This window comes from Actinomycetospora sp., assembly GCF_036497585.1.
Classification (GTDB): domain Bacteria; phylum Actinomycetota; class Actinomycetes; order Mycobacteriales; family Pseudonocardiaceae; genus Actinomycetospora.
Map to the genome: position 1 here is coordinate 1 of NZ_DASXJD010000151.1, position 23414 is coordinate 23414.

Consider the following 23414-nt stretch of genomic DNA (forward strand, 5'->3'; position numbering starts at 1 on the left):
CGCTCGTGCAGCACCAGCCACACCGCGCGCAGCCCCGGCTCGTGGCGGGTGAGGCGCACGACGGCGAGCACGGCCTCGGCGTCGTCGAGCGAGGCGCCGACCTCGACGCCGTAGGCGGCGCGCAGGTGCTCGTCGAGCTCGAGGTGCGCGGGCCAGCTGCGCAGCACCGCGATGAAGTCGTCGAGGGCGATCGTGAGCACCGGCTCGACGCACGCCTCCTTGGCCCGGAAGAGCCGCCAGAGGGTCCGTTCGGACACGCCCGCGGCGTGCGCGATCTCCTCACCCGTCGTCTCCGTCACGCCCTGGTCGCGGAACAGCTGCACGGCGTGCCGGGAGATCGCGAGGCGCCGGCGGGCGCGCTGCGCGTCGGTCTCCGGGGGGCGACCGCGGCGCCCGGCACCGTCCTGCGTCCGTTCGGTCGTCACGGCGTCCTCCGTCCGATGGCGACGGGATCGTCACAGCGTAGCGAGTTCTTTTGTGGCAGTCACTGCCATGAAGACGTACCGTCGGCGAGGGAACCACCACCGCGAGGAGTGCTCATGACCGTCGCGCCCGAACGTCCTGCGCTGCCCTTCACCCGGCCCAACGTGCTCGAGCTCGCGCCGCTCTACGACGTGCTGCGGCGGGAGGCGCCGGTCGCGGCCGTCACCACGCCCGCCGGCGACCCCGCCTGGCTCGTCACCCGCTACGAGGAGGTTCGCGACCTGCTCGGCGACAAGCGCCTCGGCCGCTCGCACCCGCACCCGGAGCAGGCCGCCCGGATCACCCACGGCGCCGTGCAGGAGGGCCCGTCGGGCGACTACGAGACCGAGGAGGCCGACCACACCCGCATGCGCCGGCTGCTCACCCCGGCGTTCTCCGCCAAGCGCATGCGCGGATGGGCGACGACGTCCAGGCGCTCGTCGACGGCTACGTCGACGACCTGATCGCGGCCGAGGAGGCCTCGCCCGACGGGGTCGCGGACCTCCACGAGACCCTCGCCGTGCCGCTGCCCGTGGCCGTCATCTGCCGGCTCCTCGGCGTGCCCCCCGAGCACAGCGACTACTTCCGCGACCTCTCCGACCGGATGGCGACCGACTCGGTCGAGGTGGACCCCGCCGGCGCGCGGGCCGAGTTCGGGCGCTTCATGGCGGGACTGGCCGAGCAGAAGCGGGCGCAGCCGTGCGAGGACGTCATCTCCGACCTGGTGCGCGCCCAAGCGGAGGACGAGGGCTACGACTACGCCGAGATGGTCCGGCTCTCGGTCGGGCTGCTCTTCGCCGGCCACGAGACCACCGTGAACCGCATCGGGCTCGGCACCCTCCTGCTGCTCACCGAGCGCGAGCGCTGGGAGGACCTCGCCGCCGACCCCGACGCGCGCACCGGCGCCCACGTCGGGGAGATCATGCGCCTCGGCGCGCCCGGCGACCTCGGGCTGCTGCGCTACGCGCACACCGACGTCGAGGTCTGCGGCGTGACCATCCACGAGGGCGACGCCGTCATCCTCTCGATCAACGCGGCGAACCGGGACCCGGAGGCCTTCGCCGACGCCGAGGCCTTCGACCCCGACCGCGAGGAGCGCGCCCACGTGGGCTTCGGCCACGGCGGGCACTTCTGCATCGGGGCGAGCCTGGCCCGCACCGAGCTGCGCACCGTGTTCCGCACGCTCGCCCGGCGCCTGCCCGACCTGCGCCTGGCCGCCGGGCTCGACGACATCGAGGTGCGCACCCGGCACCTCACCGGCGGCGTGACGGCCCTGCCCGTCACCTGGTGACGACGGCGCCCGCGACCGTTTCGCGACACCGATCCATCGGGCACCACACGACCGTCGGGGGCCGAGTGCCGCCGATCGGGGCGGCTCCGGCCCTCGTTGAGCCAACAGCGGTGCCGGAGCCGCTTCCGCTTGTTGCCGTCGTGCGGCGCACCTTGCAGGGTGGGGCGCGGAGGTGCCCCGTGACGAAGGCCGTGCAGGACCTCATGGTCGAGGTGGAGCGCGTGCGCGACGCGTTCGTCACCGCGCTCCTGCGCCCCGACCCCGACGCCGCCCACGCGCTGCTCACGCCGGACGCCCGCCTCGAGATCGACCCCGCCGGGACCGCGATCACCTCCGCGGACGCCGTGCGGCGGTTCCTCGCCGACGACCTCGCGCACGGCCTGCCCGCCGACCTCACGCTCCGGCGGCACTCCCGCACCGGCGACCGCTGGCACGTCGTCGACGAGGCGAGCGCGACCTTCACCCACGACCGCGAGATGCGCTGGCTGCTGCCCGGCGTCCCCGCGACCGGGCGCCTCGTCGAGGTCGACCTGCTCACCGTGGTGCGCGTGCGCCGCTCGCGGGTCACCCGCGTCCGGCTGGTGTGGGACCTCCTGGACCTGGCCGACCAGCTCGATCTCGACCCCGCGACCCTCCCGCGCCGGCGGCGGGCGCTGCTGCGCGAGGCCGCACCGGGGGCGTGAGCGCCTCGGCGAGCACCGCCGGGCGCCACCCGCGCAGCGAGCTGACCACCGCGAGCCCGTCGGCGCGGCCGAGGTCCTCGGGGCGCAGCACGCGCTCGACGAGATCGCCCCGCTCCACCAGCACCGCCCGGCCCACGCCCGGCAGCGCCCCGCTCCCGAGCGGCGGGGTGCACCACCGGCCGTCGAGACGCACCGCGAGCGAGGCGATCGTCGTCTCGGTGAGCTCGCCGGCGGTGTTGACCAGCACGACGTCGTCGACGTCCGGACGGCTCCGCCGGGCGGCGGCCAGGCGGCGGGCGTAGGGCTCCCGGTCGGTGGTCTTGTGGTGCGGCCAGGTCATCGCGGCGTCGACCGGATCGTCGAGCAGCGGCGGGGCGAGCAGGACGGGGCCGTCGTCGTGGGGGAGGGGCGCGAGCGAGACGTCGACGCCGCCGTCGCGCTGCAGCACCACCCGCACCCGGGCGTCCCGCACGCCCGCCAGCCGCTGCTCGACGGCGGGGCGCACCGCGGCGTCGTCGAGACCCAGGAACGCCGCCGACCCGGCCAGCCGGCCGAGGTGGCGCCCGAGGTGCACCGGGTGCCCGTCCCGCACCGCGAAGGTCTCCAGCAGGCCGGCGCCGCCTGGCCGGTGGGTGAGCACCCGCGCCTTGGCGCGCAGTTCGGCGTGCTCGGCCGCCGCGTCGGAGTCCCAGGTGATGCCGCCGCCCGAGCCGTACACCGCGTGCCCGACGCCGGGCGGCGTCCCCGGTGGGCGGCGGTCGACGACCGCGGTGCGGATCGGGACGGCGAGCTGGACGTCCGGGAGCCCCGTGCCGTGGCCCGGGGGCGCCACCCAGCCCAGGGCGCCGCAGTAGACGCCGCGCGGGGTGTCCTCGAGCTCGGCGATGAGCCGCATCGTCGAGACCTTCGGCGCGCCGGTCACCGACCCGCAGGGGAAGAGCGCCCGCATCAGCTCCGCCAGCCCGACACCGGGCCGGGCCGTCGCGGTGATCTCGCTGGTCAACTGCCAGACGGTCTCGTAGCGCTCCGCCGCGCACAACGACCGGACCCGCACCGTCCCGTCCACCGCCAGCCGCGCGACGTCGTTGCGCAGCAGGTCGACGATCATGACGTTCTCGGCGCGCTCCTTCGGGTCCGCCCGCAGCCGCGCGGCCACCGCCGCGTCCTCGGCCCCGGTGCGCCCGCGGGCTGCCGTCCCCTTCATCGGCCGCAGCGTGAGCTCGTCGCCGGCGCGGCGGACGAACAGCTCGGGGCTCGCGCTGACCACCACGTGGCGGCCGAGGTCGAGCAGCGCGTGGTGGGCGCCGCGCTGGGCGTGGGCGAGGTCGGCGTAGAGGCCCGCGAGGTCGGGGTCGGCCGCGAGGTCGAGCACACCGTCGACGCGGCCGGTGAGGTTGGTCTGGTAGGTGAGCCCGGCGGCGATGTGCTCGCGCACCCGCGCGACGCGCACGGCGTGCCCGGCGGCGTCGTCGCGCAGCTCCCACCGGCCGGTCGGCGCGCCCGCGGGTGCCACCACCGGAACCTGACACGGCGCGTGCCGGGTGAGGCCGAACCGGACGAGCGGGGGACCGTCGGGGTCCGGGGCGCGGGTGACGAGGTGCGGGTCCAGCCCGGGGGCCGCCTCGTAGGCGAGGTATCCGTAGGCCCAGGCACCCGCCGCGGTCGCCGCGTCCACGGCGGCGAGCACGCCGGCGACGTCCTCGGGAGCGGTCGCGACCAGGACCTCGTCGGGCGGGTCGAAGGCCAGCGCGCGGCCCGTACGCAGGTCGTCGAAGCGGGCGCCACCGGTCACGCGCGCACAGCCTTCCCGACGCCGGGCGCGAGGTCGATGCGCGTACCGTCACCCCATGCTCGGCTCCCCGACCTGGCCGCCGCCGGACACCGATCGCAACCGGTTCCTCTTCCGGCTCGGGTTCCCGGTCGGGGTGCTCGCGTCGGCCTACGTGCTCACGTTCGCGCTCCTGAGCAACGGGTGGCTGCCGTACGTCGTCGCCGTCCTGCTGATCGCGGCGACCCTGATGCTCGGCATCGGCCTGCTCCTCATGCGGGCGCAGCGCCGGGCGGCGGGGCCGGCGGCCGAGCCCACGAAGGAGCCCGACGAGGCCCCGGACGGGGCCGAGGGTGCGCCTACACCGCGTCCTCGTCCGCGACCTGCTCCCAACGCTCGCTGAGCTCGTCGAGGGCGCTCAGCAGCGACCCGAACCCGGCGTTGTCGTCGCCGCCGTTCATCAGCCGCAGGTTGAGCCGCGCGACCCGGCGCGTGACCTCCGCGAGCACCGACTCCCCCTGCGGGGTCAGCGTGAGCAGCTTGCGCCGGCCGTCCGCCGGAGCGGTGTCGCGCTGGATGAGCGCGCGGTCCTCGAGGCGGCGGCACACGTCGGCCATCGTGGAGCGGTCGAGCGCCACGGAGTTGGCCAGGGAGCCCTGGTCGACCCGCGGATAGCTCTGCACGGCGGTCATGACGGCGAACTGCGGGCCGGTCAGGGCGGTGTCCACGTGCCGCAGCCACGCCGCCGCGTAGGCCTGGTAGAGCCGCCGGACGAGGAAGCCCGGCGCGCTGCGCAGCGGCTCCGGCGTGTTGGGCGCGCCGCCGGGCCCGGCGGCGCCGTTCCTCGGCGTCCCGGTCTCCGGCTCCGACGGGCCCGCTCCGTCCCGCTGCGCCGACCCGCTCTCTGGAGACATCCGGCCCTCGTTCCCCCTCGGGCGCGGAGTGCTCCGTCACCGATCACGAGGCGTTGACCCCGGACAGGTGATCGGTTCGCGGAGCACCCCACCGCGAACAGCACGTCACCCGTCCGGTGGACGGGAACGTGTTCCCCCTGCACGCCGCGTCGCGACGATGGGTTGCACGCTACGTTCTCGACCCCCGTCGAAGCGAGTCGTAGTGGCCCGGCGCGTCGCGAAAGCGGCTTCAGACCCGGCCGGGAGCCTCCGTCGGGACCTGCGCGGGGAAGAGCCGGCGGACGTCGTCGAGGGTCACGAGCCGCAGGCCGATCACCTGGTCGACGACGGCGACCCGCCATCCGCGGGTCTTGTCGTTGAGCCGGACGCCGCGCAGCCAGCGCTGGGCGTGCCGGAAGGCCTCGCTCTGGGTCTTCGGGCTCGGCACGGGCCGGCCCGCCCCGCGGTGCCAGGCGGCGATCTGGTCGGCGTCGCCGTGCACGTCACGCACCCCGGGGCCGGCCGCGCCCTCCGGGGTCTGCGCGGCCGCGATCAGCGTCGGGCCGCACGCGGCGACCAGGACCGACCACCACGTCTCGTCGGTCGGCAGGGCCGCGTTCACCGTCGCGCCGCCGGCGACATCGGTCCCGCCGGTGACCGCCGCGGCCGCGCCCACCGGCCCGAACGCGAGCAGGGCCAGCGTCACCTCCCGCCCGTCGGCGAGCCAGAGCCCGAGCGAGGCCCGCGAGTCGCGCACCAGCAACCCGTTGCCCGCCCGGATGCGGTCCTGCCCGGCGACGCCCGGGACGACGAGCGTCAGCTGCCCGCCGTGGCGCTGGCGGTTGATCACCAGGTAGGCGTCGTCGCGCACCTCGATCTCGGCCGCGACCCGGGAGACCTGGTCGTCACCGACGTGCACGTGCCGTTCCGATCCGGCGTTGCGCCCGATCGTCGCCGTCTCGCCCCACGGCACGGAGATGCGTCGCTCGGTGCGCACGTCGAGCAGGGCGAGGCCGCCGAGCGGCAGCCGCCGCACCGGCTCGCGCACCTGCCTCACCCGTCCTCCCGCCGTCGGCTCCCGCTGCTCAGTATCCCGGTGCGACGACGGGTGCGGTGGTCGGCGCGTCGTCGCGCGGCTCCGGCGGCCGCTCGGGAACCTGCAGGCGCAGTCGGGGGCCGTCGGCGCCCAGGGCGAGCGCCGCGCCGGGCGCGAGCCGCGCGGGCCCGGTGACGGACACGCCGTCGACGGTGGTGCCGTTGGTGGAGCCGAGGTCCGTGATGGTCCAGTCGCCGGCGCGGTCGGGCTCGAGGACGAGGTGGTGCCAGGAGACGCTCGGGTGGTCGACCGGGACGTCGCTCCCGGGATCGCGCCCGAGCTCGCTGCGCCCCTGCACGTCGGTGTCGGCCAGCCCGGAACCGGCGGGGTCGTCGACCACGAGGACCGCGCGGGGAGCGGGGGTGGGCGCGAGCCGGGCGATCGTGGTCCGCAGCCGCGCCGGGACGGACACCGTCGCCATGGCGGCGAGCGCCTCTGCGGACCACGATCGTCGGGGCGCCGCCGGCAGCGCCGGCCGCGGGGGTGGCGCCGGGAGGGGACGGCGTCCGGACACCGGGCGCGCGGAGCCGCGCGCCGGGGCGAGCGGTGCGGCGGTCGAGGCGCACGCCGCGGCCACCGGCGGCTGCTGCGGCTCGGAGAACGCGGCGGTGACGACGACGCGGCCGAGCGGGACGTCGTCGGACACCAGCAGGTGGACCCAGGTGCGCTCGGCGAGCCGGCGCACGCCCTGCTCGCGGCCGCGGTCCACGTAGCCCTCGGCGAGCTCCCGGGCCAGGGCCTCGAGCGGGCGACGGCCGGCCACCTCGGCCGCGTCGACCGGGTTCCACTCCACCCACAGGTGCGGGGCCGCGACCTGCTGGCCGCGCGGGGTCCACACCAGGGCGTCCTGCCCGTCGAGCCGGGACGCGGTGGCGCGCAGCAGCCCGTCGCCGTGCACCCAGGGGCGTGCCAGCGCCATCCGCAGCACGCGGCGCACCGGGGCGCCGGCCGGCGGCGCGATCGAGAAGTCGGTGGTGGCGCGCTCCGCGGTCGGGGCGTCGAGGGGCGCCGGACGAGGCCGGGCCCAGGCCGCGACGACGACCGCGAGCCCGGCCGCCAGGCCCAGCAGCACGACGATCAGCAGGGCGACCAGCAGCGATCCCGACATCCACCACAGCAGCCCGATGACGACGGTGCCCGCGCCGAGCCCCAGCCGGGCCCGCGGGCCCAGCAGCGGCGGGCGGGTGGTGCGCTCCGGGGCGCTCACGCCGGCCCCCCGACCGCGACGACGCGGCCCAGACCCGGGACCCGGTCGACGAGCTGGGACGGCGTCGGGAGGTGGGCGGTGGTCGTCGTGAGCACCGAGCTGCCGCGGACGGCGTCCCCGAGCCCGGCCGGCCCGACGGCCGCCAGCGCGGTGCCGATGGCCACGCACACCACGAGCGCGAGACCGCCGTGGGCGACCACCCCGACGATCCGCTCGAGCAGGTGCGGGCGGGCGATCCGCCCGTCCCCGCGCCGCGCGAGGGCGTCGGCGAGCCGCCGGCCCACGCCGAGGCCGATCAGCCCGGCGACGACGATCGCGACGACGAGCAGCACCGTCGACGAGGCGTCCCACCACGTCGCGAGCGCGCCGCCGAGGAACACCCCGGCCACCGCGCCCGCCAACGACAGCACCAGCGCCGTGCCGCCACGCCGCCAGCCCCGCCACGCGGCGAGGGCGACGACCACGAGCACCACCAGGTCGACGGCGACGTCCGTCCCGCCCACGGGTCCTCCTCGGGTCCGACCGAACTCCTGTCGACCTCGAGTCAAGCCGCGCCGGTGCCTCTGGTGGCGAGCGCGATCGGGAAGTAATTCCCCGGCTTTGGGCCTGCGGCCCTCGTGCGTGCGTTTCCGTGCCCAGGCACGGAAACGCACGCACACTTGCGCCGGTCAGAGCATGCGCCCCCACGCGAGAAGAACACCCCGGGCCGGTCACCACGAGGATCGCCCGGCACGGACACGTCGCGATGCCAGCCGTGCTGACGCCCCGCTCAGAGGCCTCGGAACGGCCGATCGCCGGCTCCTGTGCGCTGGGGCACATCGACGCGTGTGACCGGCATCGTGCGGTCAACCCGGTACCGTGGGTAGCGGTAACCGCCGGTCTCCGGTACTCCTGGTACCTAGTACTTCACCAGGCAGAGGAGAGACCGTGACAGCGATCGGAGACTCGCCGCTGGCGCGCCGTGTGCGTGCCGCCGCGACCCGCTTCACCACCCCGCTGCTCCCCGACGACTACCTGAGCCTCGTCAACCCGCTGTGGTCCGCCCGTGAGCTGCGGGGCCGCATCGTCAGTGTCACCCCCGAGGCCGAGGACGCGGCGACCCTCGTCGTCGAGCCGGGCTGGGGGTGGACCTTCGAGCACTCCGCCGGCCAGTACATCGGCATCGGCGTGCAGATCGACGGGCGCTTCGTGTGGCGCTCGTACTCGCTCACGACGCCGCCGTCGCGTGACGGCCGACGACTCGTGGTCACCGTGCGGGCGATGCCCGACGGCTTCGCCTCGCACCACCTCGTGCACGGCGTGGAGCCCGGCACCGTCGTGCGGCTCGCGCCCCCGCAGGGCGAGTTCGTCCTGCCCGAGCCGCTGCCGGGCAAGGTCCTGCTGCTCTCCGCAGGCAGCGGCATCACGCCGATCATGGCGATGCTGCGGACCCTGGACCGGCGGCACGGCTCGGGCTCGCTGGCGGACGTGACCGTGGTGCACTCCGCGCCCGACGCCGACCGCGCGCTCTTCGCCGAGGAGCTCGACCTGCTCGGCCGCCGCCACCCCGGCTGGCGGATCGTGCAGCGTCACACCAGCGCGGCCGGACGCCTCGTCCTGACGGGGAGCGGTGCCGACGGCGAGATGCTCGAGGACGTCGTCCCCGACTGGCGCGAGCGCGAGACCTGGGCCTGCGGCCCGGCCGCGATGCTCGACGACGCCGAGAAGCTCTGGGCCGACGCCGGGAACGCCGACGCGCTGCACCTCGAGCGGTTCGCCGCTTCGTTCGGCGCCGCGGCCCAGGAAGGAATGACACAGGGCGGCACGATCACCTTCGCCCGCAGCGGCCGGACCGTCGAGAGCGACGGCGCCACCACCGTGCTCCAGGCCGGCGAAGAGGCCGGCATCCCCATGCCCTTCGGGTGCCGCATGGGCATCTGCCACACATGCGTGGCCCCGCTGCGCACCGGCGCCGTCCGCGACCTGCGCGACGGCACCGAGCACCGGGTGGCCGACACCGACCAGTCCAGCCAGACCGTCCAGACGTGCGTCACCGCCGCTGCGGGCGACTGCACCGTCGACCTGTAAGAGAGAGGAGCGGCTCCATGGCCATCTCCGACATCAAGGAATTCGCCCACCTGACCGAGGCCGACGTCGAGGCCCTCGGCGAGGAGTTCGACCAGATCCGTCGCGACGTCGAGGCGTCGCGCGGAGCCTCCGACGAGGAGTACATCCGCTCGATCATCCGCACCCAGCGCCGCATCGAGATCGCGGGCCGCGCTGCACTGTTCGGCAGTGTCGTGCCGCCGCTGTGGATGGCCGGCGCCGCCCTGCTGGGCGTGGCCAAGATCCTCGAGAACATGGAGATCGGACACAACGTCATGCACGGCCAGTGGGACTGGATGAACGACCCGGAGATCCACTCGGCCACCTGGGAGTGGGACAACGTCTGCCCGGCCGAGCAGTGGAAGCACTCCCACAACTACCTGCACCACACCTATACGAACGTCCTCGGTAAGGACAAGGACGTCGGCTACGAGATCCTCCGGGTCACCTCCGACCAGAAGTGGAACCCGGTCAACCTCGGCCAGCCGGTGTTCAACACCCTCCTGATGCTGCTCTTCCAGCACGGCGTGGCGATCCACGACCTCGACATCGAGGGCCTGCTGCGCCGGGACATCCAGGACCCGGAGGAGTTCAAGGCCAAGCTCGAACAGGTCGGGCGCAAGATGCGCAAGCAGATGGGCAAGGACTACATCCTCTTCCCGCTGCTCACAGGCCCGTTCTTCCTCACGACGCTGACCGCCAACATGGCGGCGAACCTCATGCGCAACGTGTGGTCCTACGCGATCATCTTCTGCGGGCACTTCCCGGACGGCGCGGAGGTGTTCACCGAGGAGCAGTTGGAGAACGAGACGCAGGGGGAGTGGTACCTGCGCCAGCTGCTCGGCTCGGCGAACTTCACCGGCGGACGGCTCATGCACGTCATGAGCGGGTCGCTGGGCTACCAGATCGAGCACCACCTGTTCCCGGACCTGCCGTCCAACCGGTACCCGGAGATCGCGGAGCGGGTGAAGGAGATCTGCGCGAAGTACGACCTCCCGTACAACATCGGGCCGTTCCCGAAGCAGTTCTGGCGCTCGATCCGCACCATCTGGCGGCTCGCGCTGCCGAACAAGAAGTTCGCCGCGGAGCAGCAGGCCCACGAGGCCGAGGGTCTGCACCGCGACCACGCCACGACGTCGCCGGCGGCCGAGGCGGCCCCCCTCGCGGCCTGACACCCGGGCACGGCGGCCCGCCCCGGAGCACTCCGGGGCGGGCCGTCGCGTCGTGCGGGGGCATGATCACGACTTCGTGAGCGACACGCGCAAGCGGTGACACGACACCCTCAGGAGGTCCGGATCTCCGCCACCGGCCGCCGCGAGGGGTCCGGTGCCGCCCCGCCATGATCACGACCTCCGTGGCAACGGCCTCTGGACGCCAGGACCCGCCACACAAGCGTTGATCTCGCTCCGGGCGTGCAGTGTCCTGGTCGACCGCGACGTCGTCGTCGAGCCGACTAGCGTGACGGCCGTGTCGATCTCCGCCTACGGCTCGTGGCCGACCCCGGTGACCTCGGAGCTGGTGGTCGCCGAGGCGGTCCGCCTCGACGAGGTCCGTCCCGACGGCGCCGACGGTTACCTGTGGGGCGAGGGGCGCGCGAGCGAGGGCGGCCGCACCGAGCTGGTGCACCGCGCCCCCGACGGGACGACCACCGACCTGCTCGGCGAGGGCGGCAACGCCCGCACCGCGGTGCACGAGTACGGCGGCGGGGCCTGGTGGACCTCGCGGGCCGAGCCCGGCGTCGTCTTCCACGTCGACTGGACCGACCAACGGCTGCGGCGGCTGGCCGACGGCGAGGACACCGCCCTGACGCCGGAGCCCGCCGCGACGCGCGGGGACCGCTACGCCGACGGCGACGTCGCCCCCGACGGCACCTGGCTGGTCTGCGTGCGCGAGCACCACCCGAGCCCCGACGCCCCCGCCACGGAGGTCGTCAACGAGGTCGTGCGGCTCGACGCGCAGCGGCCCTCGACCCCCGAGGTGCTGGTGAGCGGCCCCGACTTCGTCGCCGCGCCGCGGATCTCGCACGACGGCGACCACCTGGCGTGGGTGGCGTGGGACCACCCGTCGATGCCGTGGGACGACACCGTCCTGCGGGTGCGCGACCTCACCTCGGGCGAGGAGGTGATCGTCGCCGGCGGGCCGGGGGAGTCGGTCGGCGAGCCGACCTGGCACCGCGACGGGACGCTGACCTTCCTCTCCGACCGCACCGGCTGGTGGAACCTCTACCGGTGGACCGCCGCGCACGGCGTCGAGCCGCTCGTGGAGATCGACGCCGAGATCGGGGTGCCGGCCTGGCAGCTCGGCGGCTCCCGGTACGCGGTGCTCGCCGACAGCCGGGTCGTGTTCGCCCGCTCCTCGGAGGGGTTCGACGCGCTGGCGGTCCGCGAGGTCGACGGGTCGGTGACGACGCTCGACACCGGCTTCACCGCGATCCGCTCGGTGCGTGCCGATGGGTCGGACGCCGTCGTGTGCGTCGCCGGGACCCCGACCACCGAGCCCGGCGTGCACCGCGTGGCCACCGACGGCACCGTGACCACCCTCGGCGCCCCGCGCGACCTCGGGCTCGACCCGGAGGCGATCTCGGTCCCCGAGCCCATGACGTTCTCCTCGGTCGACCGGGACGGTGACGCCCGGGAGGCCCACGCGCTCTACTACCCGCCGTCCGCCGCGCACGCCGCCCCCGAGGGCGAGCTGCCGCCACTGCTCGTCGTCATCCACGGCGGCCCCACCGGCTCCGCCACCCCGGTGCTCGCCGTCGGGCTGCAGTACTGGACCAGCCGCGGGTTCGGGGTCGTCGACGTCGACTACGGCGGGTCCACCGGCTACGGGCGTGCGTACCGGGAGCAGCTGCGGGGCGCCTGGGGGATCGTCGACGTCGCCGACTGCCTCGCCGCCGCCCGGGCCCTCGCCGACGCCGGGCGGGTCGACCCGGCCCGGCTCGCGATCCGCGGCGGCTCCGCCGGCGGGTTCACCACGCTCGCCGCGCTGGCCCGCGCCGACACCCCGTTCGCGGCCGGGGCCGACCACTTCGGCGTCGCCGACCTCGAGGCGCTCGCCCGCGACACCCACAAGTTCGAGTCCCGCTACCTCGACGGGCTCGTCGGGCCCTACCCGGACGACCGCGACGTCTACGTCGCGCGCTCACCGCTGCACCACGTCGAGGAGTTCGCGACGCCGCTCATCGTGCTGCAGGGCGACGAGGACGCGATCGTCTCGCCCAACCAGTCGGAGATGATCGTCGACGCGCTTCGCGCCCGCGGCGTCCCGGTGGCGTACCTGCTCTTCGCCGGGGAGCAGCACGGCTTCCGCAAGGCCGAGAACATCCGCCGGGCGCTCGACGCCGAGCTCGCGTTCTACGCGCGGCTCTTCGGCTTCGACCTGCCGGCCGACGAGGGCATCGCGCCGGTCGAGATCGAGAACCTGGCCTGACGTCTCCTCCGAACGAGCGTCGACGATCACTCCCGGAGGGCACGCCCGGGCGCCTACCGTGCGACATCCGCCCCGACGACGCGGCGGGCCGCCCGGAGGGAGACGACGGTGCCGTTCCGCACGCCCGACCGCGCGGAGTGCGACGTCGAGAACCTCGGCGAGAGCACCATCGAGTCGCCCCTGGCGCCCGTCTTCGCGGCCTTCGAGCGCGCCGGGCCGGTCGGCCACGTCGACCCCGACGACCGGGTGCTGCTCGAGGACACCGAGCAGGCGGTCGCCGCCCGCGACCCCGCCGCCGGCCCGCCGCCCAGCTTCGAGCCGGCCCGCGCGCAGCGCCGACTGTTCTTCGACCCGCGCTCGACCACCGTCGCGATCGTCACCTGCGGCGGCCTCTGCCCCGGGCTCAACGACGTCATCCGCGGCCTGGTCCAGCAGCTGCGCCGCCACTACGGCGTCGAGCGGATCCTCGGCATCCGGCACGGTTACCTCGGGCTCACACGCGAGCACCGCGACGAGGCCGTGGAGCTCTCCGGCGCGATGGTCCAGGACATCCACCAGGCCGGCGGGACCTTCCTCGGCACCTCCCGGGGCCGCCAGGACCCGGCCGAGATGGTCGACTCGCTCGAGCACCTCGGCGTCGACGTGCTGTTCGTCATCGGCGGCGACGGCACCATGACCGGCGCGCGCGGGATCGTCGAGGAGGTCGGACGCCGCGAACTCGCGATCGCGGTGATGGGCCTGCCCAAGACCATCGACAACGACCTGCCCTTCATCGACCAGAGCTTCGGGTTCCTCACCGCCGTCGCCCGCGCCGCGGACACCGTCCACGCCGCCCACGCCGAGGCGCTCTCGGTCCGCGACGGGGTGTCGGTGGTGAAGCTGATGGGACGCCACGCCGGCTTCGTCGCCTGCTATGCCGCGATCGCGGTGAACGACGTCGACCTCGTGCTCATCCCCGAGGTGCCCTTCACCTGGGACGGGCCGAACGGGCTGCTGGCGTGCGTGCAGGACTGCCTGGAGCGACGGGGGCGGGCGCTGGTCGTCGTCGCCGAGGGCGCCGGGGCCGAGCACCGCGACGAGGGCGAGGACGTCGGGCCCCTCGTGCGCGACCGCCTCGTCGCCGACCTCACCGCCGCCGGCCACGAGCCGGTGATGCGCTACCTCGACCCGAGCTACGCGATCCGCTCGGTGCGCGCCGACACCTACGACAGCGTCTACTGCGTGCAGCTGGCGCACGCCGCCGTCCACGCCGCGATGGCCGGGCGCACCGGCGCCGTCGTCGCGCGCTGGCGCAGCCGCTACGTGCTCGTGCCGATGACGCTCATGACCGAGGTGCCGCACCGCGTGGATCCCACGGGCGAGCTCTGGGCCTCGGTACTCGAGGCCACCCGACAGCCGACCCGTCTCGACGACGAGGGTGTCCGGCTTCGGCCCGACGAGCAGCGATCGGACTAGGGCGGGACGGGTTCCGGGTCGGGTTCCGGGACGTGGCGCCGCGGTCGGACCAGCGAGATCAGGCACCCGACGACGAGGGTGACCACCACCCCGAGCGGCACGAACCACGGGAACGCCAGCGGCTGCCCGCCGATGGAGATGCCGAGCGCCGCCCAGGCGGTGACGACGAGCGTCGCGACGAACGCGACCGGAGCCGCGATCCCGTCGGCCCGCGGGACGAGCAGCCCGAGCAGGAACGCTCCGAGCAGCGCGCCGTAGGCGTAGGAGGCGATCGAGAGCCCGAGCACGATCACCGGGTTGTCGGTCGTCGTGAACAGCGACGCGAACCCGACCATGACCAGCGCCCACACCCCGGTCATCCAGCGCGCGACGGCGAGCATCGTCGCCTCGGCGGGGCGCCAGTGCTAGGCCACCCCGGGCACGCTGATGACGGTCCGCGTCGAGGTCTCGCTCGCGACGATCGAGAACATCACCGCCCACCACGGCAGCGAGCGCTCGCCCGTGAAGTAGTCGGTGGCCGAGCGCTGCCGCCCGGAGAGCTTCAGCCCGATGACGGCGATCGCCACGAGGTAGGCGACGATCACGGCGAGGTCGACGGCATGGCTCACCCCGTCACCTCCTTCCCGGCGAGCAGGACGGACGACACGCGCAGGGCATCGTCGAGGACCGTCACGTCCGCGACGCCACCGGGGCGCAGCACGCCGAGATCGGGGTGCGGACGGCGGCCGGGCGGGACGAGGCGCGCAGGGGTGGCGGTGGCGGCGACGAGGGCGGCGGAGAGGTCGATCCCGGCGGCGACGGCGGTGCGGACGCAGCCGGCGAGGGTCGCCGCACTGCCGGCCAGCGTGCCGTCGGGGTTGCGGACAGCGCCGTCGGCGACCGTGAGCGCGACGTCGCCGAGGACGAAGGTGCCCTCGGGCATGCCGGCGGCGGCGGTCGCGTCGGTGACGAGCGCCCACCGGCCGGCGGCGGCCACGGCGACGACGCGCAGGACGTCGGGGTCGAGGTGGTGGCCGTCGGCGATCACCGTGACCACCGCGCCGGGATGGGCGAGCGCGGCCGCCGCGAGGCCGGGGGCGCGGTGGGCGAACCCGCTCATGGCGTTGAACAGGTGCGTGGCGCCGCTGACGCCGGCGTCGAACCCGGCGTGCGCCTGCGCCGCGGTCGCGTCGGAGTGCCCGGCCATCACCGCGACCCCCGCCGCGGTGGCCTGCCGGACCAGATCGAGGGCACCGTCGAGCTCCGGGGCGAGCGTGGTGATCGCGACCTCGCCCGCGTCGAGCAGGGTCGTCAGGAGTTCCGGGTCGGGGGAGTGCAGGTGCTGCGGGGGGTGCGTGCCGGCGCGGGCGGGGGAGAGGAAGGGACCCTCGACGTGGGCGCCGAGCAATCGCGCGCCGGCCTCCTGGTTGCGGCCCCGGTCGAGGTGCCCCAGGGCGGTCACGAGGGTGTCCGGCGTCGCGGTGATGACCGTCGGGGCCACCGCCGTCACCCCGTCCGCCGCCACGGCGTGGCGCAGGGCGGTGACCTCGTCGACGTCCGCGACGGAGGTGAGGTCGATCCCGGCGTAGCCGTTGCACTGCACGTCCACGAGCCCCGCGACCGCGATCGCCCCGCCCCGTGCCGGCGGGAGCCCCACCGCCTCCACCACACCGTCGGCCACGGCCACGTCCCCGGGGTGCAGCACCCCGCCGACGAGCGCCGCGGACACGCCCAGCCGCCGGCTCACGGCGCCCCACGCCGCCCGGCGCGCGAGGGGAGCCCTGGTGCGCGCAGAGCGACCGGATCGTCCCCTCGCGGAACGACCTCCAGGGAGTGCACCGCGCCGACCGGGTCGGGCAGCCGCAGCGGCGCGTGCCCGCGGCTGATCCGGCCGAGGACCCGCGCCCCGTCCATCGAGGTCCCGGAGAGCATCCCGACGACGATCACCCGGCCTCCCCGCCGGCCGCGGCGGCCACCGCGGCGCGGACCGACCCGGCGGCGACCAGCCGGGCGCGGGCGGCTTCGCCGTCGAGACCCGCGAGGAGGACGACGAGGGCCGCGGCGACGTCGTCGTCGGCGGCGGCGAGCGCCTCGCGGGCCAGGGTGATGTCGACACCGGTCGCGTCGCGCACGATCCGCTCCGCGCGGCGGCGCAGCTTCGCGTTCGTGACGCGGACCCCGACCATCCACGGCCCGTAGGTCGCGCCGGCACGCACCATCGCCGCCGTCGTCAGCGTGTTGAGCGCGACCTTCTGCGCGGTGCCCGCCGCCAGCCGGGTCGAGCCCGCGAGCACCTCGGGGCCGGTGACCAGCTCGACCGCGATCCCGGCGACCGCCGCGGCCGGACTGCCCGTGGTGTTGACGACGGCCACCGTCGCCGCACCCCGCTCGCGGGCGGCACGCAGCACACCGAGCACGTAGGGCGTGCGCCCCGAGGCGGCCACCCCGACGACGACGTCGCCCGGCCCCACCCCGACCCGCGCCACGTCCCCGCATCCGGCCGCATCGTCGTCCTCGGCGTTCTCGACCGCCGCCCCCGCGGCACCCGCCCCGCCCGCGAGCAGGGCGAGCACCCGCGCGGGGTCGATGCCGAAGGTGGGGGGCAGCTCGGCGGCGTCCTGCATCGCGAGCCGCCCGGAGGTCCCGGCCCCGGCGTAGACCAGCCGGCCCCCCGCGCGGAAGGCGGCCGCGAGCACGTCGACCGCGGCGGTCAGCGGCCGCGCGACGGCGGCCACCGCGGCCGGCGCGGCGGCCTGCCCGTCGAGCAGCCGGGCGACCAGGTCCGCCGTGGCGAGCACGTCGAGCTCCTCGGAGCCGGCGCGCACCCCTTCGGTGGGGAGCCGGTCCACCTCGGCGGCCAGCCCCGGCTCAGCGGTCGGGGCGCGGCGCCGGACGAGGACGGGCTCGTGCGGCGTGGTGCGGTCCTCCAGCAGCCGGAACAGGCCCGCCAGCGCGTCCCCGTCCGGGCCGCGCACCACCAGGTCCGGGCGGGCCGCGGCCAGCCGCGGCACGAGGGCGTCGGCGAGCCCGCCCACGACGGCGCACTCGCTCCCGGGCACCGACCCCCCGGCCGCGTCGAGGGTCGCGACGAGCGCGGTGACGGAGTCGTCGACGAGCGCCCGGGCGACGGTGTCGCCGCCCTCCGCCGCGGCGAGCACGGCGGGCGCGAAGCCGGCGAGCTGCGCGGGCGAGTCGGGGCGTGCCGCGAGCATCTCCCGGGCCGGGCCGGCGAGCGCGGTCGGTGGGCCCGCCCCGTCGAGGGCCCGCAGCGCCGCGCGCAGGCCCTCCTGCCCGAGCCGCGCGCCGCCGCCGGCGTCGCCGAGCAGCAGGCCGTGCCCGTCGACGCGCCGCACCCGGCCGTCGGGGGACACGCCCAGCGCGACCGCCCCGGTCCCGACGGCGAGGACCACCTGGCCGGCCGACCCCGCCGTGGCGAAGGCGCCCGCGTGCCAGGCGACGATGTCGGAGGTCACCACCACCGCGTCGGGATCCGGCCCCACCCAGCCCGCGGACAGCAGGTCGGCCAGCTCCTCGGCGGCCCGCGGGTGGGTCAGGGCGCCGGGCACCCCGACGACGAGGCGCCACGGCCCGCCCGGCTGCTCGTCGACCGCCGCCCGCACCGCCGCGGCCACCGTCGCCGTCCCGCCCGCATCGCCCAGCCCGCCCCCGGTCGACGTCGTCCGGCGCCGGTCCGGGGCCCCGGGCTCCCGCCACAGCACCCGGCCGCCGGAGCGCCCCAGGTCGACGGCGACGGAGGTCACGAGCTGCGCTCCGCTACGTCTCCGGTCTCGAGGGTCGAGCTCCGCTCCGCTACGTCTCCTGGCGGCATGATGTCCATCTCGATCAGGTAGCGGTCCCCGCGCGCGAGCGAGTCGACCCGCTCGACCACCTCGCCGTGCTGGTCCCGGGATGTGCGGACGAAGCGCAGCGCCGGCGCGCCGGGCTCGACCCCGAGCAGGGACGCCTCGTCGGAGCCGAGCACCACGGGGGCCACCGACTGCGTGCCCGAGCGGATGCGGCGCCCGAACCGGGTCGCCAGGGTGTCGTAGTAGGACGCGGTGCCCTCGAGGTCCTCGCCGCGCAGCCCGGGGACGCGGTCGGCGGGGACGTGCAGGGTCTCCAGCGTCATCGGCTCGTCGTCCGCGAGGCGCACGCGGCACACCCGCAGCACCGCCTCCCCGCCGGACATCTCGAGGTGCGCCGCGAGCTCGGTGTCCGCGACCACGGTGTCCCACCACAGCAGCGTCGAGGACGGGACCAGCCCGCGACGGCGCATGTCGTCGCCGAACGAGGTCGCCATCAGCGGCTGGGCCACCGTCGGCCGGCGCACGAAGGTGCCCGCGCCGTGGCGCCGCTCGACGACGCGGCGCGCCATCAGCTCCTCGAGCGCCTTGCGCACGGTCGCGCGGGACACCCCGAAGCGCCCCGACAGTTCGCGTTCGCCTGGCAACATGGCACCGGGGCCCACCTCGGTGGCGAGCGCGGCGATCCGGGCGCTCACCTCGAGGGATCTGGTGGCCCGCACCACGAGAGGTATAGACCTCTGACCCCAGTGAATCAAGAGGTACGGACCTGTGCGGATCGAGCGTCTGGTCGTCTCGTCGGGGCACGCCTACGAGGGCCGACCCTCGGGCGGGCCGGTCCCGGTGCGGACGTGGTCGCCGGAGACGATCGAGCTCCGCGCGGGGTTCGGCGTCGTGGGGGACCGCTACGCCGGACGGGCCGCCCACCGGGACGCGGCGCTGACGATCATCGCGGCGGAGGCCCTGGAGGCGGTCGCGGCCGAGCTGGGGGTGCCGCCGTTCGACGCGGTGCTGGCGCGGCGCACCGTCGTCACCCGGGATCTGGAGGTCGAGGCGCTGCGGGGCACCGAGGTGCTGCTCGACTCCGGCGACGGCCCGGTCCTGCTCGGCGGCCGCCGGCCCGCGGCATCCTGCGCGTGGATGGACACGGTGCTCGCGTCCGGCGCCCACGCCGCTCTGCGCGGGCGGGCCGGGGTGCGGTTCGCGGTGCTCGGCAGCGGCGTCCTGCGGGTGGGCCCGCTGTCGGTGACGTTCCCGCCGGGGGAGTCGCTCCTCGACGCCGCCGACGACGCGGCCCTGCTGGCCGCCCGCCTCGACCCGACCCGGGCCGCCGTCGGGACCCATCGCCGCCGGTGAAGCAGGGCCGTCCGACGGCCCGTGTGCGCGACGCCCACCGTCGGCGGAACCGATGGCGAGCCGTCCTTCCGTGTGCGCGGCGCGCGTCGGATGACCGCTGGTCGTGACGCCGGTCGAACCGTGCGCGTTGCGCACACGGCTCGCAGCAGTGGGCGGCGAACGGTCAGCAATGGTGCGTGGCGTACACGGCTGGCGGCAGTGGTCGACGAACGGTCATCAATGGTGCGTCGCGCACACGGTGGATTGGGAGTCGATGGTCAACGAAGCTCCCGGCCTAACGCGCGACGAGCAGCACCGTCACGACAGCGACGACGCCGCCGGCCGACCACGCGAGCACCCGGTACCGGTTCGTGCGCACCAGGCGGTCGAGGACGACGTCGTCGTAGGCCACCGCGAGGCGCTGGTGGCAGGGCACCGAGACACCGACCGTCACGGCCACCGTCGCCGCCCCGCACACCGCCGCGAGCGCGGCGAGCCAGAACGGCACGCCGTCGGGGCGCCACACCAGCAGCACCGCACAGGTGACGCCCTGCACCGCCCATGGCCCGCTGACCGTCCAGGCCATGAGCCGGGTGTGGCGGTCGTGCTGCTCGCGCCAGCGCCCCCGGTCGATGCCGCGGAACCCGGGGTACACGAGCACCTGCACCACCCAGACCAGCCCGACGCAGAACCACACCACGGCCAGGTGGACGACGAGGAGGGGCACGTGGGCGGGAGTACCCCTGTTCAGGCTCGGGGCGAGGCCAGCCGCGACGACAGCTCGGCGGCGGCCTCCACGGTCGCCGCGGCGAGGGCGGGCAGGACCGGGCGGACCCGGGCCGCCGCGCCGGAGACGTTGACCGCGGCCACCACGCCGCCGTGGACGTCGCGCACCGGGGCGGAGGCCCCGGCCAGGCGCGGGTCGAGCTCGCCGTCGACGACCGCCATCCCGTCGCCGACCACGCGGGCGGCGATCCGGGGATCGAGGCCGCGGTCGGACAACCGCCGCGCGAGCCCGGCCTCGTCGCGGAACGCCAGCAGCACCCGGCCGGCCGAGCTGACCACGATGGGGATGTCGGAGACGTCGAACCCGGTGCGCGGCGGGGAGCCGTCCCCGGCGACCGTCAGGACCGTCACGACGGCCTCCCCGTGGAGGCGGCAGAGGTGCGCGCCCACCCCGAGCCGGTCGGCGAGCCGCGCGAGGACCCGGCCGGCGGTGCGGACCAGCCGGGCCTCGGTGGTGCGCGCCGCGAAGGCGTAGAGCCGCCAGCCCACCGCGTAGCGCCGGCTCTCCGGGTCGCGCTCGACCAGTCCCTCGTCGGCGAGCACGGCCAGCGCGCGCGACACCTGGCTCTCGGTCCGCCCGGTGAGCGCCGCCAACCGCGACACCCCGAGCCCGGACGCCTGTGCCTCGGGTTCCGCGAGCGCCGCGAGGAGGTCGACGTCGCGTCGCAGCCCGGCGCCGGCGTCCACCTGCCCACCTCACCAGGGCCCTTGCGCCTACCGCAAGGCGTGCTTGTGCGAGGCGCTCGTGCGGCGGTGCACTCGGAGGCGTGAAGATCACGGAGATCCGTGTGTCCGAGCACGAGATCGAGCTGGATCCCCCGATGCACGCCGCGTGGGACCCCGACCCGCGTCGCCGGTTCGGTGCCACGGCGGTGCGGGTCGAGACCGACGAGGGCGTCGTCGGGGTCGGCTCGGGCGACACCATGGCCGGCTTCGCGCCGCACGTGGGGCACTTCCTGGGCACCGACCCGCTCGCGATCGAGCCGCAGGTGCGCCGCATCGAGTCGGTCGCGTTCCACGGCGGGCGGTTCTGGCCGCTCGAGGTGGCGCTGTGGGACATCGTCGGGCAGGTCGCGGGCCTGCCGGTGTCGGTGCTGTTCGGCGGGGTCGCCGACCGGCTGCCGGTGTACGCGTCGTGGTGCTCGGTGCAACCCCCGCAGCGACGCGCCGACGACGCCGCCGAGCTGGTCGACCGGGGCTTCCGGGCCGTCAAGGTCCGCGTCGACCCGCGCGACCCCGAGCCCGGCGTCGCCTCCGTCGCGGCGGTGCGCGCGGAGGTGGGGGAGCGGCTCGACGTCCTGGTCGACCTCAACCAGGCCTGGCGCATGCCCGGCGACACCCGGCCTCCCGTGGAGCTGACCGCGATCCGCCGGCTCGTCCGGCGGCTCGTCGAGTACGCCCCGGGCTGGATCGAGGAGCCGCTGCCCTACGCGGACGTCGCCGGCCACCGGCTGCTGCGCGCGGAGAACGCGGGCACGCGGATCGCGTCGGGGGAGATGCTCGACGACGCCGCGCAGGTGCGGGCGCTGGTGGAGGCCGACGCGCTCGACGTCGTGCAGACCGACGTCGTGCTCTCGCTCGGCATGGCGCGCACCCGCCGCCTCGCCGAGGACCTCGCGGCGCGGCACCGCCGGTTCACCCCGCACACCTGGTCGAACGGCCTCGGTCTGCTGGCGAACCTGCACGTCGCGGCCGGGGTCGGCGCCGGGCCGTACCTGGAGTTCCCGTACGACCCGGCCGGCGGGTGGACCCCCGAGCGGCGCGACTTCCTGCTCGAGGAGCCGCTCTGGCCCGCCCCCGACGGCACCCTCGCCGTCCCTCAGGCGCCCGGGCTGGGCGCCGCCCTGAGCGTTTGACCCCCACGCCGTCGCGAGGAGACCCTGCCGCTGTGAGCGCCGTCGAGCCCCGTCCCGCCGCCGATGGGGATGCCAGGAGCGTGCCGTTCCTTGCGTCAGACGCCAGCAACGCGCCGTTGCTGACATCCGGAGCCCCGTGTGCGTGCGCCGCGACCCCGCCGTTCGTCCACGAGCCGGGGCCCGCCGTCGACTCCGGGCCGGGGGCGCTCGCGCGCCTCGGCGACCACGTCCTCGACGTCCACGCCGGGGCCCGTACCGGCGGCGCCGTGGTCGTCACCGATCCCGGCCTGCGCGCGGCCGGCATCGTCGACGAGGCCCTCGCCGTGCTGGCCGCGGCCGGCTGCCCGACCGTCGTCGTCGACGACGTCCCCGGCAACCCGACGGTGCCCTCGGTCGAGGCCGGCGCGACGGTGGTGGCCGGCGCGTTCCCCGGCACCCGCGCCGTCGTCGTCGCCCTCGGGGGTGGTTCCGCGCTGGACGCGGCCAAGGGCATCGCGCGGCTCGCGGCCGAACCGTCCGGTCCCGGACTACCGCTGATCGCGATCCCGACGACGGCGGGCACCGGTGCCGAGACGAACGGGTTCGGGGTGCTCGAGGACCCGGTCCGGCACTGCAAGGTCTACTGCGGCGACGCGAGCACCACCCCGCGGGTCGCCGTCCTCGACCCCCTGCTCACCCACGGCCTGCCCACGGGCCCGACGGCGGCCACCGGCGTCGACGCGCTCGTGCACGCCGTCGAGTCGCTGGTCAGCCGGGGGCGCAGCCCCGTCTCGGAGGCGTTCGCGGCGGAGGCCCTGCGCCGGGTGTGGCGCTGGCTGCCGGTCGCCGTGGCCGACGGTGCCGACGCCACCGCCCGCGCGGAGATGCTGCTCGGCGCGCACCTCGCCGGGCAGGCGCTCACTCGCAGCGGGCTCGGCCTGGTGCACGCCCTCGGCCACGCGCTGACCGCGCACCACGGCGTCGTCCACGGCCGCGCGCTGGGCATGGTGCTCCCGGAGGTCGTGGCGTGGTCGCTCGAGGACCGCGTGGCGGGTGCGGACGAGGGCGCGTGGGCCCGGGTGGCCGAGACGCTCGGCGTCCCCGTGGCGTCGGTGCCGGGAGCGCTCGCGGAGTGGTGCGCGGCGGTCGGGGTGGCGACGGCGATCGACGGCGGTGCGCTCGGCGTGGGGCGCACCGAGGTCGACGCCCTCGCGTCGACGGCCGCCGCGGACCCGGTCGGGCGCAACGCGCCGCGGGCCGCGGACCGCGGCGCCCTGGCGGGGCTGCTCTCGCGCTCGCTGCGGTGA

General features: G+C 75.9%; 23 protein-coding genes and 1 pseudogene. 10 read left to right on the forward strand and 14 right to left on the reverse strand.

The annotated features are described in order from the left end of the window. Positions 1-425: helix-turn-helix domain-containing protein (locus VGH76_RS14795; protein ID WP_331557449.1), on the reverse strand; the 425-nt coding region annotated here is incomplete at its 3' end. 114 nt (positions 426-539) lie between these two features. Between VGH76_RS14795 and VGH76_RS14800 the strand changes: the two are divergent. Both VGH76_RS14800 and VGH76_RS14805 read left to right on the forward strand, forming a co-directional pair. Further along, positions 540-1753: pseudogene (locus VGH76_RS14800) on the forward strand (cytochrome P450). 179 nt (positions 1754-1932) lie between these two features. Beyond that, a complete protein-coding gene (locus tag VGH76_RS14805) occupies positions 1933-2436 on the forward strand; it encodes a nuclear transport factor 2 family protein (protein WP_331557451.1) in 504 nt (167 codons plus the stop codon). On the opposite strand, the gene VGH76_RS14810 is transcribed toward VGH76_RS14805, so the two are convergent. Next, positions 2318-4228 carry a chorismate-binding protein gene (locus tag VGH76_RS14810; protein ID WP_331557452.1) on the reverse strand — a complete coding sequence of 637 codons (1911 nt, stop codon included), beginning with the start codon at positions 4226-4228 and terminating at the stop codon, positions 2318-2320. The two genes, VGH76_RS14805 and VGH76_RS14810, sit on opposite strands and share 119 nt — an antisense overlap. A gap of 55 nt (positions 4229-4283) precedes the next feature. Between VGH76_RS14810 and VGH76_RS14815 the strand changes: the two genes are divergently transcribed. Beyond that, positions 4284-4607 (forward strand): hypothetical protein, encoded by a 324-nt coding sequence (locus VGH76_RS14815; protein WP_331557453.1) that lies wholly within the window; start codon positions 4284-4286, stop codon positions 4605-4607. Here VGH76_RS14815 and VGH76_RS14820 read toward each other — a convergent pair. From VGH76_RS14820 to VGH76_RS14835, 4 genes are all read right to left on the reverse strand, one after another. Beyond that, positions 4564-5118 carry a MarR family winged helix-turn-helix transcriptional regulator gene (locus VGH76_RS14820; protein ID WP_331557454.1) on the reverse strand — a complete coding sequence of 185 codons (555 nt, stop codon included), beginning with the start codon at positions 5116-5118 and terminating at the stop codon, positions 4564-4566. The two genes, VGH76_RS14815 and VGH76_RS14820, sit on opposite strands and share 44 nt — an antisense overlap. Positions 5119-5347: 229 nt before the next feature. Next, complete coding sequence (locus VGH76_RS14825; RefSeq protein WP_331557455.1) at positions 5348-6154, reverse strand: hypothetical protein; 807 nt, start codon at positions 6152-6154, stop codon at positions 5348-5350. 28 nt (positions 6155-6182) lie between these two features. Continuing rightward, on the reverse strand, positions 6183-7400 hold the full coding sequence (locus tag VGH76_RS14830; protein ID WP_331557456.1) for an FHA domain-containing protein: 1218 nt from the start codon (positions 7398-7400) through the stop codon (positions 6183-6185). After that, positions 7397-7903, reverse strand: a complete 507-nt coding sequence (locus VGH76_RS14835; RefSeq protein ID WP_331557457.1) for a hypothetical protein — start codon at positions 7901-7903, stop codon at positions 7397-7399. The genes VGH76_RS14830 and VGH76_RS14835 overlap by 4 nt, the downstream gene beginning before the upstream one ends. A gap of 424 nt (positions 7904-8327) precedes the next feature. Here VGH76_RS14835 and VGH76_RS14840 point away from each other — a divergent pair, with 424 nt between their 5' ends. The 4 genes from VGH76_RS14840 (at position 8328) to VGH76_RS14855 (ending at position 14369) form a co-directional block, all read left to right on the forward strand. Further along, positions 8328-9467: a ferredoxin reductase gene (locus VGH76_RS14840; RefSeq protein ID WP_331557458.1), complete on the forward strand. Its 1140-nt coding sequence runs from the start codon at positions 8328-8330 to the stop codon at positions 9465-9467. A gap of 17 nt (positions 9468-9484) precedes the next feature. Further along, positions 9485-10657, forward strand: coding sequence for an acyl-CoA desaturase (locus tag VGH76_RS14845; RefSeq protein WP_331557459.1), 1173 nt, complete (start codon positions 9485-9487; stop codon positions 10655-10657). A 295-nt stretch (positions 10658-10952) separates the two neighbouring features. Next, entirely contained in the window at positions 10953-12914 is a 1962-nt protein-coding gene (locus VGH76_RS14850) for a S9 family peptidase (protein WP_331557460.1), read from the forward strand. Between the two features lie 108 nt (positions 12915-13022). After that, complete coding sequence (locus tag VGH76_RS14855) at positions 13023-14369, forward strand: ATP-dependent 6-phosphofructokinase (RefSeq protein WP_331557461.1); 1347 nt, start codon at positions 13023-13025, stop codon at positions 14367-14369. On the opposite strand, the gene VGH76_RS14860 is transcribed toward VGH76_RS14855, so the two are convergent. The 6 genes from VGH76_RS14860 to VGH76_RS14885 are packed head-to-tail and all read right to left on the reverse strand — an operon-like array spanning position 14366 to position 18876. Further along, positions 14366-14749, reverse strand: a complete 384-nt coding sequence (locus tag VGH76_RS14860) for a hypothetical protein (RefSeq protein ID WP_331557462.1) — start codon at positions 14747-14749, stop codon at positions 14366-14368. The genes VGH76_RS14855 and VGH76_RS14860 overlap by 4 nt on opposite strands. A gap of 24 nt (positions 14750-14773) precedes the next feature. After that, positions 14774-14977 (reverse strand): hypothetical protein, encoded by a 204-nt coding sequence (locus tag VGH76_RS14865; RefSeq protein WP_331557463.1) that lies wholly within the window; start codon positions 14975-14977, stop codon positions 14774-14776. Next, positions 14974-16095, reverse strand: a complete 1122-nt coding sequence (gene nagA, locus VGH76_RS14870) for an N-acetylglucosamine-6-phosphate deacetylase (RefSeq protein WP_331557464.1) — start codon at positions 16093-16095, stop codon at positions 14974-14976. Before nagA ends, VGH76_RS14865 begins: the two co-directional genes overlap by 4 nt. After that, the gene (locus VGH76_RS14875) at positions 16092-16295 is read right to left on the reverse strand and encodes a hypothetical protein (RefSeq protein WP_331557465.1); all 204 of its coding nucleotides are present in this window, start codon (positions 16293-16295) and stop codon (positions 16092-16094) included. The genes nagA and VGH76_RS14875 overlap by 4 nt, the downstream gene beginning before the upstream one ends. Beyond that, entirely contained in the window at positions 16292-18109 is a 1818-nt protein-coding gene (locus VGH76_RS14880) for an N-acetylmuramic acid 6-phosphate etherase (RefSeq protein ID WP_331557467.1), read from the reverse strand. Before VGH76_RS14880 ends, VGH76_RS14875 begins: the two co-directional genes overlap by 4 nt. Beyond that, entirely contained in the window at positions 18106-18876 is a 771-nt protein-coding gene (locus tag VGH76_RS14885; protein ID WP_331557468.1) for a GntR family transcriptional regulator, read from the reverse strand. The genes VGH76_RS14880 and VGH76_RS14885 overlap by 4 nt, the downstream gene beginning before the upstream one ends. Before the next feature lie 46 nt (positions 18877-18922). On the opposite strand from VGH76_RS14885, the gene VGH76_RS14890 reads away from it, so the two are divergent. Then, complete coding sequence (locus VGH76_RS14890) at positions 18923-19507, forward strand: molybdenum cofactor biosysynthesis protein (RefSeq protein ID WP_331557469.1); 585 nt, start codon at positions 18923-18925, stop codon at positions 19505-19507. A gap of 274 nt (positions 19508-19781) precedes the next feature. Here VGH76_RS14890 and VGH76_RS14895 read toward each other — a convergent pair whose 3' ends face one another. Together VGH76_RS14895 and VGH76_RS14900 are read right to left on the reverse strand one after the other, a co-directional pair. Next, positions 19782-20213, reverse strand: a complete 432-nt coding sequence (locus VGH76_RS14895; RefSeq protein ID WP_331557470.1) for a hypothetical protein — start codon at positions 20211-20213, stop codon at positions 19782-19784. Positions 20214-20233: 20 nt separating this feature from the next. Then, complete coding sequence (locus VGH76_RS14900) at positions 20234-20959, reverse strand: IclR family transcriptional regulator (protein WP_331557471.1); 726 nt, start codon at positions 20957-20959, stop codon at positions 20234-20236. Positions 20960-21039: 80 nt separating this feature from the next. On the opposite strand from VGH76_RS14900, the gene VGH76_RS14905 reads away from it, so the two are divergent. Beyond that, positions 21040-22128 carry a mandelate racemase/muconate lactonizing enzyme family protein gene (locus tag VGH76_RS14905; RefSeq protein WP_331557472.1) on the forward strand — a complete coding sequence of 363 codons (1089 nt, stop codon included), beginning with the start codon at positions 21040-21042 and terminating at the stop codon, positions 22126-22128. Between the two features lie 116 nt (positions 22129-22244). Further along, on the forward strand, positions 22245-23414 hold the full coding sequence (locus VGH76_RS14910; RefSeq protein WP_331557473.1) for an iron-containing alcohol dehydrogenase: 1170 nt from the start codon (positions 22245-22247) through the stop codon (positions 23412-23414).

Coding starts and splice junctions, on each gene's coding strand:
- VGH76_RS14820 (WP_331557454.1), bottom strand. CDS start 5,118: ATGTCTCCAGAGAGCGGGTCGGCGCAGCGGGACGGAGCGGGCCCGTCG.
- VGH76_RS14845 (WP_331557459.1), top strand. CDS start 9,485: ATGGCCATCTCCGACATCAAGGAATTCGCCCACCTGACCGAGGCCGAC.
- VGH76_RS14815 (WP_331557453.1), top strand. CDS start 4,284: ATGCTCGGCTCCCCGACCTGGCCGCCGCCGGACACCGATCGCAACCGG.
- VGH76_RS14860 (WP_331557462.1), bottom strand. CDS start 14,749: ATGCTCGCCGTCGCGCGCTGGATGACCGGGGTGTGGGCGCTGGTCATG.